13 protein-coding genes are annotated in these 16,333 nt (G+C 36.7%); 7 read left to right on the top strand and 6 right to left on the bottom strand.

The annotated features are described in order from the left end of the window. Nucleotides 1–18: 18 nt before the first annotated feature. The 4 genes from alaS (at nucleotide 19) to ACXX8U_RS10080 (ending at nucleotide 5,207) form a co-directional block, all read left to right on the top strand. Nucleotides 19–2,655, top strand: coding sequence for an alanine--tRNA ligase (alaS, locus tag ACXX8U_RS10095; protein WP_458565738.1), 2,637 nt, complete (start codon nucleotides 19–21; stop codon nucleotides 2,653–2,655). A gap of 116 nt (nucleotides 2,656–2,771) precedes the next feature. Then, nucleotides 2,772–3,539 carry a hypothetical protein gene (locus ACXX8U_RS10090; RefSeq protein ID WP_458565737.1) on the top strand — a complete coding sequence of 256 codons (768 nt, stop codon included), beginning with the start codon at nucleotides 2,772–2,774 and terminating at the stop codon, nucleotides 3,537–3,539. A 94-nt stretch (nucleotides 3,540–3,633) separates the two neighbouring features. After that, entirely contained in the window at nucleotides 3,634–4,584 is a 951-nt protein-coding gene (locus ACXX8U_RS10085) for a GSCFA domain-containing protein (protein WP_458565736.1), read from the top strand. A 2-nt stretch (nucleotides 4,585–4,586) separates the two neighbouring features. After that, nucleotides 4,587–5,207, top strand: coding sequence for a DUF4230 domain-containing protein (locus tag ACXX8U_RS10080; protein WP_458565735.1), 621 nt, complete (start codon nucleotides 4,587–4,589; stop codon nucleotides 5,205–5,207). A 209-nt stretch (nucleotides 5,208–5,416) separates the two neighbouring features. Here the strand turns inward: ACXX8U_RS10080 and ACXX8U_RS10075 are convergent, their stop codons facing one another. The 6 genes from ACXX8U_RS10075 to ACXX8U_RS10050 all read right to left on the bottom strand — a co-directional run bounded on the left by ACXX8U_RS10075 (nucleotide 5,417) and on the right by ACXX8U_RS10050 (nucleotide 11,869). Further along, the gene (locus ACXX8U_RS10075) at nucleotides 5,417–7,174 is read right to left on the bottom strand and encodes an aromatic amino acid hydroxylase (RefSeq protein WP_458566403.1); all 1,758 of its coding nucleotides are present in this window, start codon (nucleotides 7,172–7,174) and stop codon (nucleotides 5,417–5,419) included. Nucleotides 7,175–7,393: 219 nt separating this feature from the next. Next, complete coding sequence (locus ACXX8U_RS10070) at nucleotides 7,394–8,530, bottom strand: esterase-like activity of phytase family protein (protein ID WP_458565734.1); 1,137 nt, start codon at nucleotides 8,528–8,530, stop codon at nucleotides 7,394–7,396. Between the two features lie 44 nt (nucleotides 8,531–8,574). Then, the gene (locus ACXX8U_RS10065) at nucleotides 8,575–8,973 is read right to left on the bottom strand and encodes a group III truncated hemoglobin (RefSeq protein WP_458565733.1); all 399 of its coding nucleotides are present in this window, start codon (nucleotides 8,971–8,973) and stop codon (nucleotides 8,575–8,577) included. 59 nt (nucleotides 8,974–9,032) lie between these two features. Continuing rightward, a complete protein-coding gene (locus tag ACXX8U_RS10060; protein ID WP_210788418.1) occupies nucleotides 9,033–9,569 on the bottom strand; it encodes a DUF4136 domain-containing protein in 537 nt (178 codons plus the stop codon). A 45-nt stretch (nucleotides 9,570–9,614) separates the two neighbouring features. Continuing rightward, nucleotides 9,615–11,627: a urocanate hydratase gene (hutU, locus tag ACXX8U_RS10055; RefSeq protein ID WP_458565732.1), complete on the bottom strand. Its 2,013-nt coding sequence runs from the start codon at nucleotides 11,625–11,627 to the stop codon at nucleotides 9,615–9,617. Between the two features lie 65 nt (nucleotides 11,628–11,692). Beyond that, complete coding sequence (locus ACXX8U_RS10050) at nucleotides 11,693–11,869, bottom strand: C1orf53 family protein (RefSeq protein ID WP_458565731.1); 177 nt, start codon at nucleotides 11,867–11,869, stop codon at nucleotides 11,693–11,695. A 729-nt stretch (nucleotides 11,870–12,598) separates the two neighbouring features. Between ACXX8U_RS10050 and ACXX8U_RS10045 the strand changes: the two genes are divergently transcribed. The 3 genes from ACXX8U_RS10045 (at nucleotide 12,599) to ACXX8U_RS10035 (ending at nucleotide 16,308) form a co-directional block, all read left to right on the top strand. Next, nucleotides 12,599–14,437: a DUF8693 domain-containing protein gene (locus tag ACXX8U_RS10045; protein WP_458565730.1), complete on the top strand. Its 1,839-nt coding sequence runs from the start codon at nucleotides 12,599–12,601 to the stop codon at nucleotides 14,435–14,437. 91 nt (nucleotides 14,438–14,528) lie between these two features. Beyond that, nucleotides 14,529–15,425: a 1-aminocyclopropane-1-carboxylate deaminase/D-cysteine desulfhydrase gene (locus ACXX8U_RS10040; RefSeq protein ID WP_458565729.1), complete on the top strand. Its 897-nt coding sequence runs from the start codon at nucleotides 14,529–14,531 to the stop codon at nucleotides 15,423–15,425. Next, entirely contained in the window at nucleotides 15,418–16,308 is an 891-nt protein-coding gene (locus tag ACXX8U_RS10035; RefSeq protein ID WP_458565728.1) for a glucosaminidase domain-containing protein, read from the top strand. The genes ACXX8U_RS10040 and ACXX8U_RS10035 overlap by 8 nt, the downstream gene beginning before the upstream one ends. The last annotated feature ends 25 nt before the right edge of the window (nucleotides 16,309–16,333 follow it).

The following is a 16,333-nucleotide window of genomic DNA, read 5'->3' as shown; positions in this document are numbered from 1 at the left end:
AATTTTTAAATTAAAAAAATGACATCACAACAAGTACGCAAGCAGTTTTTAGAGTTTTTCGCATCCAAAGGGCATTTAATTGTGCCTTCGGCGCCCATCGTTTTAAAAGACGATCCTACCTTGATGTTCAATAACTCAGGAATGGCCCAATTTAAAGAATATTTTTTGGGTAACGGAACTCCAAAAAGCAACCGAATTGCCGATACTCAAAAATGTCTGCGCGTTTCAGGAAAACACAACGACTTGGAGGATGTAGGTTTTGATACCTACCACCACACTATGTTCGAAATGTTAGGAAACTGGTCTTTTGGTGATTATTTCAAAAAAGAAGCTATCAATTGGGCTTGGCAACTTTTGACGGAAGTGTACAAAATTCCGAAAGAAAATTTATACGTTTCTGTTTTCGAAGGAAGCAAGGAAGACAATGTGCCTTTTGACCAAGAAGCTTGGGATATCTGGAAAGAATTGATTGATGAAGACCGCATCATTCTTGGAAATAAAAAAGACAATTTCTGGGAAATGGGCGATCAAGGACCATGCGGACCTTGTTCTGAAATTCATGTTGATTTACGTACCGATGCTGAAAAAGCTTTGGTTTCAGGAAAAAGTTTGGTGAATAATGACCACCCACAAGTGGTTGAAATCTGGAACAATGTATTCATGGAGTTCAACCGTAAAGCCGATGGATCTCTTGAAAAACTTCCAGCGCAGCACGTAGATACCGGAATGGGATTTGAGCGTTTGTGTATGGCGTTGCAAGGCAAAACATCTAATTATGACACGGATGTTTTTACACCACTTATCGAAAAAGTAGAACAAATTACAGGCTTAAAATACACATCTGATGAAGTGAAAAACATTTCAGAGGAACAGAATAAAACTAATATTGCTATTCGTGTTGTTGTAGATCACGTGCGTGCGGTTGGCTTTGCTATTGCTGACGGACAATTACCATCAAACACAGGAGCTGGTTACGTAATTCGTAGAATTTTGCGTCGTGCTATTCGTTACGGATTTACATTTTTAGATACCAAAGAACCTTTCATCAATAAACTAGTTGCTGTTTTGGCTGACCAAATGGGAGAGTTTTTCCCAGAGATTAAAGCACAACAACTATTGGTTACGAACGTAATTCGCGAGGAAGAAGCTTCGTTTTTACGAACTCTTGATCAAGGATTGCAATTGTTAGACAAAGTGGTTGCTGAAACATCAGGAAATGAAGTTTCAGGAGCAAAAGCTTTCGAATTGTACGATACTTTTGGTTTTCCAAAAGACTTAACGGCTTTGATTTTAAAAGAAAAAGGAATGTCTTTCAATGAAGCTGAATTTGATGCTTCTATGCAAGAACAAAAAAATCGTTCGCGTGCTGCATCTGAGGTTTCAACCGAAGATTGGACTGTGTTGATCCCTGGAAATGTAGAAACATTCGTAGGTTACGACCAAACAGAAAACGAAGTAAAAATCACTCGTATTCGTAAAGTAGATTCTAAAAAAGATGGTGTTTTATACCAAATAGTTTTAGACAACACACCATTTTATCCAGAAGGTGGAGGACAAGTGGGTGATAAAGGAACATTAGTTTCTGCAAACCAAACGATTGATATCATCGATACGAAAAAGGAAAATAATTTGATTTTACATTTTGCTAAGCAACTTCCAGAAAATATTGAAGCTAGATTTGTAGCTAAGGTAAATACCGATTTAAGAAGTTCAATCTCTAAGAATCACTCAGCTACGCACTTGATGCATTTGGCTTTAAGAAGTCTTTTAGGAACGCACGTTGAGCAAAAAGGTTCGTTAGTAAATCCTAACTATTTGCGTTTTGACTTTTCGCATTTCTCTAAAGTTTCAGATGAGGAATTACGTCAAGTAGAAGCAAGTGTGAACGCTCAAATTGAAGCCCAATTACAATTAGTAGAACACCGTAATATTCCAATTCAAAAAGCTTTAGACAAAGGTGCAATGGCTCTGTTTGGAGAAAAATATGGCGATTCAGTTCGAATGATAGAATTTGGCGAAAGCAAAGAATTGTGTGGTGGAATTCACGTAAAAAACACCGCCGAAATCTGGCATTTCAAAATCATTTCTGAAGGAGCAGTTGCTGCAGGAATTCGTCGTATTGAGGCAATAACAGGTGATGCGGTGAAAAATTTCTACCAAAATCAAGAAAATACTTTGGCGGAAATCAAAGAAACTTTGAAAAATCCACAAGACGTTTTGAAATCGGTAGCTTCATTGCAAGACGATAATGCCAAGCTGAAAAAACAAATCGAGCAATTGCTAAAAGAAAAAATCGACGGATTAAAGAATGTTTTGGTTGCTGATTTTCAAGAGGTAAATGGGATTAACTTTTTGGCAAAACAAGTGGATTTATCAATGAGTTCTACTAAAGATTTGGCGCAAGCTATTGGAACTACTAAGCCAAATTCATTTGTGTTTTTAGCTTCAATCGAAGAAGGTTTACCAAATATTCATTGCTACATTTCAAAAGAATTGGTTGCTGAAAAAGGCTTGAATGCTGGAACGGTAATTAGAGAATTAGGAAAATTAATAGACGGAAATGGTGGTGGACAACCATTTTTTGCTTCTGGAAAAGGTAAAAATGCAAACGGAATTGCTGCTTCACTTGATCAAGTTGTTGCCTTTGTACAATAAGACAAAGAGATAAAATTTTTTAAATGTGAGCTATTTTTCGTAACTTTGTCATCATGTTGCACTGTGATTAAAGTAGTTAATTAATTATTTACCTGCAGTTGCACCTTTTATACTCAATGAAAAAAACAAAAATAGTACCCGTTATTGGTTTGTTGTTGTTACTTTTTGCCTCTTGTAGTCAAGATAAAAACAACAGTACCAAACTAGTAAGTAAAATTGTTGAGACAAACGCCGACGGTAAGACTGTAATCACCGCTTTTTCTTACAAGGGAGATCACTTGGTAAGTACTAACAGCGAGTTGATGCGTGTTGATTATACTTATGATGATAGTTTGATTTCGCAAATTAAAAGAATGGATAAGAAAACCAATAAAATTGCGGTATTTAAATATACCTACGTGAAAGGTAAATTATCTCTCGTTGAATCGTCTGACAGACTGATAGTGCGCTATCAATATAATCCTGATGGGACAATTGCCTACGAAGGCTTTCAGCTTGAAAATCAAAAAGAAAAACGTTTGTACTCAGGAGTCCTAACTGTGAAAACTTCGAATGTTCTCACCGACAAGAAAAATTTTGTTGTTGATGAAAACGGAGCAAAATCCACAACATCGATTTCATACGATTACGACCAAGCAAAAAATCCTTGGAACGCTATTGCAGGATTTACTAATTTGTTAGACCATACTTCGGTTATTTCTGCCAACAACGGCATTATGATGGTTGTTGAAAACGCGACTCTTTCTGCAGACGAGAGCGTAACCTCTTCGGCTAAAATGTACCGTTGTACTATGAAATATGATGACGACAATTATCTTATTGAACAAATTTTTGAAGATGCGCCTGATGGTCGAGGATACGTAAAAGCGACCTATTTTTATTAAGATAAATTTTTTTTTAAAGCCCTTTTCGATTCATTAGAAAAGGGCTTTTTTTGTACCCTGAATACAAAAGCAATACAAGTTTAAATTTTTTTCTATGCAGTTTACAACACCAATTCCCATTCAGAAGAGTGAATTTCCTATAGATTACAACTCTAAAGTCATGTCAATAGGTTCTTGTTTTGCTGTAAATATGGCTGAAAAATTAGACTATTTTAAATTTCAAAATAGCTGTAATCCATTTGGAATTCTCTTTCATCCATTAGCAATTGAAAAACTTATCGAGTATGCTGTTTCTGAAAAGGAATTTACTGATAACGATGTCTTTTTTCACAACGAACGCTGGCATTGTTTCGATGCGCATTCTGATTTGAGTACTCCAAGTAAAGACGATTTATTGGCTACACTAAATGCAATTCTTGTGTCAGTGCACGAATACATCATGCAAGCAAGCCATTGTATTATCACTTATGGGACTTCATGGGTGTATCGCAACACCGAAAGCCAAAAAATTGTAGCAAATTGTCATAAAGTACCTCAAAAACAATTTCAGAAAGAATTGCTAACTGTTGCTACAATACAAGAAAGTATCAGGAATACAGTGAGTTTAATTCGTACTCTAAACCCGGATTGCAAGCTTATATTTACAGTTTCACCAGTTCGACACATTAAAGATGGTTTTGTTGAAAACCAAAGGAGCAAAGCCAATATAATTAGCGCGCTTCATGAGACTTTTGACTTTCAACTTTCGACTGTAACTTATTTCCCTTCGTATGAAATCATGATGGACGAACTGCGAGATTATCGTTTTTACGCCGATGATATGTTGCATCCCAATCAAACAGCCATTAATTATATCTGGAAACGGTTTGTAGATGCCGTCATTTCAGAAAAAGCTTGGTCAACAATGGATGAGGTAGAAAGTATTCAAAAAAGCCTTGCTCACAAGCCATTCAACCCCGAATCAGAAAGTCATTTGAAATTTCAAGCCAAAGTCAGAGAAAAAATAACTATATTAGAATCTCAATACTCATTCATGAAATTTTAATTATGCTCAAAAGAATATTAATCGGAATCGCAGCTGCTCTAATCATATTTTTGCTATTTAAATTCTGCGACTTCAAGAAAAACGAAGATCAAGATATAACGTATAACACCAACCTTATTCAGCAACAAATTTTAAATGTTGGGAAATTGGTAGTTACCGAAGGGCATTTTTCTGAGGTGATTACTTATAAAAACCAACAGAAATATTTGATGGACATGCTTTCTTTTGAGAAAAAAGCCTTGGTTGTGGTTAATGCAGATGTTACTGTGGCTTACGATTTGCACCTTATGAAATACGATATTGATTCCATTAACAAAATCATTACGATTGTTCAAATTCCAAAGGAAGAAATAAAAATCAGCCCCGATATTCAATTTTATGATGTCGAACAAAGTAAATTAAATCCTTTCACGGGTGACGATTATAATAAAATCAACAAGTCAGTAAAAGCCAATTTGGCCAAAAAAATTGAAAAATCGTCCTTAAAAGCTAACGCACAAAACCGCTTAATTAGTGAGTTATCCAAGTTATTGATTACCACAAGTCAGTTGGGCTGGACATTGAAATATGACGGTCAAGTAATTGAAACCGAAAAAGATTTTGGGCAGAAAATAAAAATGTAAAGCAAAGAAAAACCGCAAATTCGCAGATTTTTAGAATTACTTTAAAATCTGCGAATCTGCGGTTAAATTTTTATTGAACTGTTTTCTCCCACAAAATTCATCTCTATCTTGTTTGATACAAATCTGCGAATTTGCGGTCAAATTTTTTTCAAACACTTTCCGCCACCAAATCCACATCTCTTAAATCTGCGAATTTGCGGTTAATTACCTTAAGCTTTCGTTTTGTCAAAAATCAAGTCTAAGCCACCAGCAATCAAATGAGCTACTTCAGGTCTTTTACTTTGCAATTGCTCTAAATACACCATGATTTCCTGAGCCAATTGCGGTTCATTTCTTTCTTGCAGCAATTCAGTGATTTCAACAGCCAATAACCAATCGTTTGGATGGTTGTTTTGCAACTTCTCAAAAATGGGAGCCAAAGAAGTTTGTGTATCTTTTGTAGTTCTAATATTTCGAACAGTTTGGTACAATATTTCCAAATCATCGCGCTCAGCAGATTGTTTTGCTTTGATTGTTTTGCTCGATGGCAAATGCGTAATCAAATCAAAACTATTCACATCAGCAGGTCCTGAAAAAGCAGAGGTTATCTTTTTTCCAACTGCCATATCATAAACGCCCCATTCAGGTTGAAACAATACTTTAGCACCATGCGTCACCGTACAGTTTTTAAAACGAATCAAAGTAATTTCGCCCTGTAAGTTTCTAGATCCAGTAATAATTTCACCAGTAACTTTAATACCGCCCTCAAAATCTAATGTAACTGTTTTCGATTCTAAAATATCGTAAGCATTCAAGTCTTTCGGACTCATGTCTTCAATAGCCAAGTTGATGCCTTCTAATTTTCCAATTGGGCTACCAAAACCTTCAGGATGCGTTAAAGTGCCGTGTCCTACTAGTTCTTTTTCGCGGTAAGCCAGTGCCGTTTTCCCCGTTGTTTGTAAGTAAATTGGTTTTCCATCGTGTTCAATAACCGAACTGAAAACACCTGAAATCTGTAAGCCAGTACTCAATTCAACTGTACCCAATGCTTTCGAATCAATAAGTTTTTTAATCCCCGACAAGCCACCAGTTCGCAACGCCATTTTATTGGCAAATTCTTCTAAAACCAAATTCAAATAAGCAAAAGTTGGAGTTACATACAACTGCGGTTGCAGTTTAGTAATGTCAAAACTCTGGTTCGCTGCCGAAATATCGTAAGGTATTTTTTTTACCGCTGGAGTCATACAATGTGCGCTTTCGCCAATTGAGGAGAGTAGTCCCGCACCGTAAATTTTCGGGTCTTCTACGGTGCCAATCAAGCCGTATTCTACTGTCCACCAATGCAAGTTTCTAATTTGAGCCATTTCTGAGAGTTCTCCCATATTATTTTGCAAATCTTCAACCGCTTTTTCAGCAGCAGCAATAGTGGCCTCAGGCGTACCTTCGGCTTCTTTTACAATTGATAGGTAACGAATTGCCTCATACATTTCGTAATCCTTGTGCGATGATATCGCTTTGCAACCAATTTCACCAAATCGACGCAAATATTCAGCATATTCGGGATTAGCAATAATAGGCGCGTGTCCGGCACCTTCGTGAATAATATCGGGAGCTGGAGTATATTCAATATGTTCGAGTTGTCTGATGTCTGATGCAATAACCAATACATTGTAAGCTTGGAATTCCATAAAGGCATTTGGCGGAATAAATCCATCAACTGCAACCGCAGCCCAGCCTATTTCGCTCAAAATACGGTTCATTCCGTACATACTCGGAATATTGTCAATTTCAATCCCTGTTTTCTGTAAACCGTCTAGGTACGAATTGTGGGCTACCTTTGATAAATACGCCACATTTTTTCGCATCACATAACGCCAAACCGCTTGGTTAATGGGCGTGTAATCGCTATAATCTTGAGGTTTAATAAATTGTCGTAAGTGCTTTGGCAATCGGTCTAATAACGGATTGCTTTCTATAGTTGAGTTCATGTCGAAAACGTTGTAGTTCAGCTGCAAAAATACGAATTTCAGGAGCCATTTCCCGCTTTTCATGGCAAGTTTTTGCACATCCGTTTGTTTTTCTACAGTTTCGGCAGGAGCTTCCGTTGGTCGCTCTGCCGCAACAAGAAAAATCAAAACGGCTCTAGCAAAAAGCTTTCTATTTCAATCGGGGCTAGGGGTGTATTGCAAAAAAGTCGCCTCGATTTATTACTCGATTACCTCAAATAACAAAAATTGCGTTTTTTGTTTGTCTGAAAAATTATTGTCGGTTACTAACACTAGCGATCTGTTGCCATTGTCAAGTCGAGGGCCAAAGGTTATTCCCTCAATATTATCGATAAAAATCCCGAGTTCATCCAGATTTAAAATCAATTTTTTTGATGCCAATTGAATGTTGTTTGCTAGCAATGACGTACTGTTTTTTACATCAGTCGCATTTTTTAAATCACACAAGAAGATTTTTACCGTGCACGCTTGCGTACCTGTAGAGTAGGACCGTTCTACCACCAAAAGTTGATTTTTTCCGTAATATTGAATGGCCGAAATACCATTAACAGCAAAGGAACCTGCCGGCGATGGCGCTTTTGCAATCGGCTCTAATTGATAACCGAATTGCGCTATATTCTGATTTTTTTGGGTGTCAAATTGGTACAGCCTGATCAAACCTCCGGTGTTTAAATTCGCCTGTGGACCGTCTTCAAACAAAGGTTCTTCTAAATTGGCAAAGCAATTTTTATAATCGAAATCGAAAGTTAAACCTTCTAGCGTGCCATTGTTTCTTGGGCCTTTTTCAATTTCCTGCATCTGTAAATTTCCAGGTAGTGTCATTTCGGTTACGTAAGTCCCGTTGGTGTCCATGATGGTCAAGGCAGGATTTTGCAACACTTTTTTCCCGGAGCTTAATACGCGAGCGCCTTCACTACTCCAAAGCAAACTTTTAGTTTTTGCATTGTAACGCAAGTCTTCAGGATCGGTTGATAGGTTGGGTGTCGTTTCCCAATTGGCAAAGGATTCTCCTTTTTCGTTTTGCAAACGATAGGTATTTTTAAAAGCAACCTCGCTAATGGCGTTGTTTTGAATCGCGATGGAAGCAGTGTAAAAACGAGCTTCTTGGTAAATAGAACGATCGTCGCAAGCTAGATAATACAAATTGTTTTTAGTATCGTAATCAATTCCAGATAAACCGCCTACCGTTGTGTTTTGAAAACTTGTGTTAAACGGAATTTCAATTTGATTCAAAAATCGCAATTGAGGCGCTTTTTCTGCTGACAGACTTGCTTTGTTTGTCGCGCAAGCTAAAAATAAAAAGGAACTAAGTAAGACGAAAATGGAGTTACGTATCATTATTTTTTAGGGTTTGAAAACTTTTGAACTGAAGTTAATAACTTTTAGTCTTTGTTTTGTTGCTGTTCTAAGTTTCTGAAATAATCAATTTTATAATGAAACATATCGGCCATTCCTTTGGCTCTGTATTTGGCTTCGTCAACCAGCGGTCCCGCAAATTGCGCATCAGCATTTTCATTAAATAGTTGCATCCAACGGTTAAAATGTTCTTTGCCAATAGGCAATTGCTTGTGTGGCGGAAACGGGCTACCAGAATACGAGTGTACTTCGAGTAGAATTGTTTCCCAAAACCCGTACATTTTTTCGAGGTGTTCCGGCCATTTGTCGCCTATTTTAGCATTAAAGATCGGTCCAATCAAATCGTCTGTTTGAACTTTGGCATAAAAGGAATTAACCAAAATTTTAATATCATCTAGTGTTTTTATATCGTGCAGTGTAGTCATAATAAAGTATAAAAAAAGCCTACACAAAGGTAGACTTTTCGTTTTATTAACGGGTGTTCCTATTTTGCTTTCGGCGGAAATTGAGCTAAAATTTGGTTTACAAATTCGCTTATTCTTTTTTCCTTGTTACCGCGATTCTGGGTGATATTACCGATACCTTCTCCTTGCCAGATTAATTCTTTCTTTTTAGCATCGATTAAATCAATAAACAAAGTGCCCTCAACGCTAGAAGAAGCAAAGGTGTTGTTGCCGCCCCATAAAAATGGATTCCAACCCCAACCCCAGCCGTAACCCCAACCCATGTTGAATTGGTTAACGTCGATTCTTTCTCTTTCTTTAGTAAAAATGTTGACTAATAAATCAGGATTTTCGCTTTTAGTCATTCCTTTTGCGCTAAGCTCAACGTCAATTGCGTTTAGAATTCGTTTTTTGTCCAGTTGTGAAATTTCGACTTTATCAATTCCGTTTTTATGGAATGCATACGTTTTGTATTGTGAAAAATCAACTTTCGAATCAAAATCAGATTGCACCCGAACGGAGGCGCAGGAAGCCAATACAAAAACGAATAGTACAGAGAGTAATTTAATTGTTTTCATGGTATTTCAGTTTGATATTAATGGGACTTATTTTATGTTCTTTATTTACTTGCTGAGCAAATCATCGCTAACTTCATTAGGTATGGTCACTTGCAGCAAAGGTTGCGCAGCCATTGCTCTTTTGATTGCAAAAATTGCACCTTCGTTGCGCGCCCAACTACGTCTGGAAATTCCGTTGTTTACATCCCAAAAAAGCATTGATTCTAAACGCTTTGATGCTTCTTTAGTGCCATCAAGAACCATACCAAAACCACCGTTAATTACCTCGCCCCAACCTACGCCTCCGCCATTGTGAATAGATACCCAAGTTGCGCCCCTAAAACTGTCTCCAATTACGTTTTGAATGGCCATATCGGCTGTAAATCGGGAGCCATCATAAATGTTAGATGTTTCTCTGTACGGAGAATCGGTTCCGGAAACGTCGTGGTGATCGCGTCCTAAAATTACTGGTCCTATTTCGCCACGGGAAATTGCTTGATTGAATGCTTCGGCAATTTTTATTCTTCCTTCGGCATCAGCATAAAGGATTCGGGCTTGTGAACCCACCACTAACTGATTTTCTTGTGCGCCTTTTATCCATTGAATGTTATCAGCCATTTGTTGCTGAATTTCTTCAGGTGAATTTTTCATCATTTCTTCTAGAACATCGCAGGCAATTTTATCGGTTTTTGCTAAATCTTCTGAATTTCCTGAGGCACAAACCCAACGGAATGGCCCAAAACCGTAATCAAAACACATTGGTCCCATAATGTCTTGAACATAGCTGTTATATTTGAAATCTATATGGTTTTCTGCAAAAACATCCGCTCCAGCTCGAGAGGCTTCGAGTAAAAAGGCATTCCCGTAATCAAAGAAATAGGTTCCTTTTTCGGTGTGTTTGTTTATTGCATCAGCGTGACGACGTAATGTTTTTTGAACCTCTTCCTTAAATTTAGAAGGATTAGTAGACATTAATTCATTCGATTCTTCGAAAGTATAGCCAATTGGATAATAACCTCCAGCCCACGGATTGTGCAGTGAAGTTTGATCAGAACCCAGATCGATGTGCAAATTTTCTTGGTCAAATCGTTCCCAAACATCAACGACATTTCCGAGATATGCAATCGAAACGACTTCTTGATTAGTTAATGCTTTCTGAACTCTTGGTACTAATTCGTCAATGTTTTCAATCACTTCATTAATCCAACCTTGCGAATGACGAATATGGGTAATTTTCGGATTTACTTCGGCGCAAACAGTTACACATCCGGCAATATTTCCCGCTTTCGGTTGTGCGCCACTCATTCCGCCTAAGCCAGAAGTAACGAATAAACCACCTTTAGGAGCTTTTTTAATTTTTCTAAAACCATTCAAAACTGTGATTGTAGTTCCGTGAACAATTCCTTGTGGACCAATGTACATGTAGCTACCCGCTGTCATTTGTCCGTATTGTGACACTCCCAAGGCATTCATTTTTTCCCAATCATCCGGTTGAGAATAATTTGGAATCACCATTCCGTTGGTTACAACCACCCTTGGTGCCTCTTTGTGCGAAGGGAATAATCCCATTGGATGCCCAGAATACATGCTGAGTGTTTGCTCGTCGGTCATTTCGGCTAGGTATTTCATGGTAAGCAAGTACTGCGCCCAATTTTGAAATACAGCGCCATTGCCACCGTAGGTAATTAATTCGTGCGGATGTTGTGCAACAGCATGATCCAAATTATTTTGAATCATTAACATGATCGCTTTTGCTTGTGTACTTTTCCCAGGATATTCGTTTATTGGTCGGGCATAAATTTCGTAATCCGGTCGAAAACGATACATGTAAATTCGACCGAAAATTTCTAATTCCGCTTTAAATTCTGGAAGTAATTCGGCATGCTGCTGTGGCTCAAAGTAGCGTAAGGCATTTTTGAGAGCCAATATTTTTTCGTCATCAGATAAGATTTCTTTTCGTTTGGGTGCATGATTAATTGCTGTAGGTGCAGTTGGATCAGCAAATCGGGCACTGTCATACGGTTTAAGTTGTGGTAAAACTTTTGGTATTCCTTGAAGTATTTGTTCTTGAAAAGTCATTTTTTGATGTGTTTTTATTCGTTTTTACCTGAATATGTTATTTGAAAACTGAGACTGAAAACTGCTTACTTTTTTAATGTTCCTGTTTTTTTATTAAACCCGTACGGACAATGTCTGCAGCCATTTTTACAGCAATAACCGCGTTTTAAATGGTGTTTTTCGGTAAAGCATTTGTATCCTTCTGGAGTATAATAGAAATCTTCGCCCTCTGTCAATTTATTTTCATTACTTTGGCTTGTCATAGTGTAATTTGAATTTATTGGGTCTTTTATTACTGCGAATTCGAGCTTTTAAAATGGCCTAGACCCATTACAAACTTATAAATTTTAAAGCGAATGTTTTTGATTGTGGCCAAATATTTAATTCCGAAAGGATACCGCAGCATCACTCTTTTTCCGTTTATCATTTTTAATGATAAAAGTGAAAAACAAGATCTTGTGTTGGTACAGCATGAAAAAATACATCTGAGACAGCAACTAGAGCTTTTAATTGTTCCCTTTTTTTTGTGGTACACTATTGAATTTTGTTGGCATTTGTTAAAACTAAAAAAATGGCAGCTCGCGTATCGCGCAATTAGTTTTGAGCGTGAGGCGTATGCACACGAGCGGGACTTGTTGTTCTTGGAAAAGAGACCCCTTTTTAATTTCTTCCGTTTTTTAAACTAGGGTAGTTCTATTTATTGGTAAAATCGAATTAAATAAAAGTCTTTTTAAAAAATGAAATAATTGTTTTCACTAGGTAATTCGATTGTTTGAAGTTTTTTCGTTTTTAAGTTATGAATTATAAGAAAAAGAATATATTTTAATACAAATAATGTATTTAATCGATTTTTTATACTTTTTATCGGTTTTTTTAACCTTTTCTAACTGTTTTTTTTTGTAGCTTTGTCTCGTTGCAGAACAGAAAGATTTATTTCAAATCAATGCAACGAATTTAAGAGGAACTAGAGTCATAAATTAATTGTAGCAATTATGAAGACAAAATTACTTAAGAGATCAGCCGTTTTAGTGATGGTTCTTTTTCAATTTCAAGTTTATGCGCAAATGTATGTGAGTCCAAATAGTTTTGTGTTTGCCAAAAATCAAGTGGTTTTTGTAAAACAACAAGTCGAGCTTTACGCAGCAACAAGTAATCTGTACTTACGAGATAATGCGCATTTGGTGCAAGGAAGTACTGGCGGAAGTGCAAATAAAGGCTTGGGTAGTTTATCTGTTTTTCAAGAAGGGACAACAAATAACTTTCAATTCAATTATTGGTGTTCACCAGTTGGAGGAGCAAATGCAACTGCTGGGAATTCACCTTTTGGTATTTCACAATTAAAAGATGTGACTGGTTTGATTAGTTCTACTGATGCTGTCATTTTACCTATGAATAATTACAATGGCCAAGCAAATCCGTTATCTATTGCTCCCTATTGGATTTACAAATTAGCTGGGACATCCAATTATGCAAATTGGGTTTCAGTTGGTGCTGCATCAAATATCAATGCAGGTGAAGGCTTTACTATGAAGGGAACTGCGGGAACCAATACAACGACTGTATATGGAGTTCCTAACAATTCAGGAAGCAATCAGCGATATGATTTTAGGGGAAAGCCAAATGACGGAACTATTCAAATTCCAGTAGCAGCTTTACAATTTACCTTAACAGGTAATCCTTATCCTTCTGCGATTGATTTGTCAGCTTTTTTGACAGAACAACTAAATACTACTGGTATTGCCTATTTTTGGGAGCATGATAAAACGGTATCTTCTCATTACATTGCTGATTATAAAGGCGGTTACGGAGCTTTTTCGCCTGCAGGTGGTGTTGGTGCAGGAGTTTATGTGCCAGCTACTTTTTATTCGTATGATGGCTCAGGTAACCCAAGCACAGTTGGTACTACAGGTGGATTGTTTGAAAGACGATTTTCGCCAGTTGGACAAGGCTTTATGATCAGAGGTGCGGCAAATGGAATGGTTGAAATGAAAAATAGTTATCGCGTTTTTGTAAAAGAAGGCGCAGCAAACAACTCTCAATTTGAAAGAGTTCAATCTAAAAAAGATAAATCTGTTGATTCCAATGTTGCATTTTTATCACGAGTACAGTCTGTTTCTGGTTTTGATTATAAGACAGTAAGTGTAGCAGTAACACCTCAAATTAGAATCAACGCTTTGTTAAATAATCAAGGAATCCGCCAACTAGCATTGGCTTTTATGCCAGAAGCTACAGACGGTGTTGATCGCGCTATGGATGCCTTGTCTTCCAGTGATAGCGCAGCTGCCGATATGTTTATTGCACTTAATAATGCAGAATATATTATTAATGTTACCAATTTTGACATTGATAAAAAAATTGCTGTTGGTTTTAAAAATGATAAGCCCGCGAATTACAAAATTACCGTAAAAGATATTATGAATTTAGATGCAGTGAATGCTGTATACTTACACGATAAGGTAAGTGATGCTTATTACGATATTAAAAATAACTTTCATGATTTAGATTTGCCTGCAGGAAAAAACACAACACAATTCGAAATTACTTTCCGTAAGAGCACAACATTAGGAATTGATGAATTGAAGGCTGAAAACTTTATTGTTTATCACAATAACAACTCAAAAAGCGTGGTAATCGAAAATCCAGAATCACTAGATTTGAGCTATTGCGGCATTTATGATATTGCTGGGAAATTATTGTTTTCTAAAAAAGATATTGGTTCAAATGTAAAATATGAGTTCCCTACAAATGGTTTAGCAGATGGGATATATATCGTTAAATTAAATTCAGCAGATAATAAAACAGTTGGAAAAAAAATTATTGTAAAAAATTAAGTTAGTGGATTTGGTTACGGAAAAAGTGCAACTCGCGAGGGTTGCATTTTTTATTGTTTAATAGTTTTACCTTTGTCGTAAATTGAGAACATTGAATCAAATCTTGCCGCAGCTTTTTTCTAATAATTGTACTATTGCCATTAAGCGAGAGGACTTATTGCATCCTTTTGTTTCAGGCAATAAATTCAGGAAACTAAAATACAATTTGCAGCAAGCTAAAAAAGAGCAGCACTATACATTACTCACTTTTGGAGGTGCTTTTTCAAATCATATTGCCGCAGTAGCGTATGCAGGTAAAGCGAATGGATTAAAGACTATTGGTGTGATTCGTGGTGAAGAACTCATTGATAAAATATCCGATAATCCTACCTTGCTTTTTGCACAAGAGTGTGGCATGCAATTTCATTTTGTGACTCGTTCACAATATCGAGAAAAGGAAAATCCTGCATTTTTAGAAAATCTACAATCGCAATTTGGTTGGTTTTATACCATACCAGAAGGAGGAACAAATGCACTAGCAATCAAAGGATGTCAAGAAGTTTTAACCCAAGATGATGTCGAGTACGATTTTATATGCTGTGCTGTAGGTACTGGTGGTACAATATCTGGAATCATTGCTAGTACGCAACCTTCCCAAAAAGTTTTAGGATTTCCTGCTTTAAAAGGTGATTTTTTAAGCAATGAAATTCGTAATTTTGTAAATCAAGACAATTGGGAGTTGATTACAGAGTACCATTTTGGTGGCTATGGTAAAGTAAATTTAGAGCTGGTAAAATTCATTAATGAGTTTTATTCAAAATTTAAAATTCCGCTTGATCCAATTTACACAGGAAAAACCGTGTATGGGGTTTTTGACTTGATTGAAAAGAATTACTTTCCTGAAAATTCTAAAATATTGATTGTGCACAGTGGCGGTTTACAGGGTATTGCAGGCATGAATTTAAAATTAAAAAACAAACAGTTACCAACGATAGATGTCCATGTTTAAAAAAATAATACTTCTTTTTTTCGTCATATTATTGGGTTCTTGTAACAGTACAAAACCCATTATTACGACAAAAAAACCGGTTTCAAATACAAAAGTAACTCCTACTAGGATGATTAAAAAAAATCCTGTTTCGACTGTTACCAAAACGAAGCCAATTCCGAAAAAAGTAACCTCTACAAGTACTAAAAAACCCGAAATAGAAACAATTGTTTCTACCTCAAAAACGGTGGTTACCTCTGATGTGATTGTAATGTATGTGGCAAAATTTAAGGATATCGCCATGAATAATATGAAATCTTATGGTATTCCTGCCAGCATTATTTTGGCGCAAGGAATACTAGAATCGGGTGCCGGAAAAGGTGATTTGGCCTTCAATGCCAACAATCATTTTGGTATAAAATGCCATGTAGGATGGACCGGTGACAGTGTTAAACACGATGACGATGCTTCGCAAGAATGTTTTCGCAAATACGAAAGCCCATCAGAATCGTTTCGAGATCATGCTTTATTTTTAACAACTAGAAGTAGGTACGCTAAGTTGTTCCAATTGCCAAAAGGCGATTACAAAGCATGGGCGCATGGATTGCGTGTAGCGGGTTATGCCACTGATCCTAAATACCCAGACAAACTTATTTCGTATATAGACCGATACCAATTGCATCAATACGACAATCAAGTATTAGATATTAATTACATACCATCAAAAGAAACGGTGGTGCTAGTGCAAAATAATGAGCTAAATGAGGCCGAATATGTGGTGCAAAAAGGGGATACTTTGTATTCGATTTCTAAAAAATTTGCATTAAAAATAGAAGAATTGAAAGAAAAAAATAAGTTATCAGACAATAGCCTTTCTATAGGACAACGTCTGGTTGTGAAATAAATCACTAACACTAATTCTCAAAATA

It is taken from the genome of Flavobacterium sp. GNP001, from assembly GCF_054343775.1.
The sequence above is the reverse complement of the archived record's forward strand: the minus strand, read 5'-3'. Positions and strand labels throughout refer to the sequence as shown.

Coding starts and splice junctions, on each gene's coding strand:
- ACXX8U_RS10070 (WP_458565734.1), bottom strand. CDS start 8,530: ATGATACGTAACTCCATTTTCGTCTTACTTAGTTCCTTTTTATTTTTA.
- ACXX8U_RS10060 (WP_210788418.1), bottom strand. CDS start 9,569: ATGAAAACAATTAAATTACTCTCTGTACTATTCGTTTTTGTATTGGCT.
- ACXX8U_RS10035 (WP_458565728.1), top strand. CDS start 15,418: ATGTTTAAAAAAATAATACTTCTTTTTTTCGTCATATTATTGGGTTCT.
- ACXX8U_RS10085 (WP_458565736.1), top strand. CDS start 3,634: ATGCAGTTTACAACACCAATTCCCATTCAGAAGAGTGAATTTCCTATA.
- ACXX8U_RS10075 (WP_458566403.1), bottom strand. CDS start 7,174: ATGAACTCAACTATAGAAAGCAATCCGTTATTAGACCGATTGCCAAAG.
- alaS (WP_458565738.1), top strand. CDS start 19: ATGACATCACAACAAGTACGCAAGCAGTTTTTAGAGTTTTTCGCATCC.
- ACXX8U_RS10065 (WP_458565733.1), bottom strand. CDS start 8,973: ATGACTACACTGCACGATATAAAAACACTAGATGATATTAAAATTTTG.
- ACXX8U_RS10090 (WP_458565737.1), top strand. CDS start 2,772: ATGAAAAAAACAAAAATAGTACCCGTTATTGGTTTGTTGTTGTTACTT.
- ACXX8U_RS10050 (WP_458565731.1), bottom strand. CDS start 11,869: ATGACAAGCCAAAGTAATGAAAATAAATTGACAGAGGGCGAAGATTTC.
- hutU (WP_458565732.1), bottom strand. CDS start 11,627: ATGACTTTTCAAGAACAAATACTTCAAGGAATACCAAAAGTTTTACCA.
- ACXX8U_RS10080 (WP_458565735.1), top strand. CDS start 4,587: ATGCTCAAAAGAATATTAATCGGAATCGCAGCTGCTCTAATCATATTT.
- ACXX8U_RS10045 (WP_458565730.1), top strand. CDS start 12,599: ATGAAGACAAAATTACTTAAGAGATCAGCCGTTTTAGTGATGGTTCTT.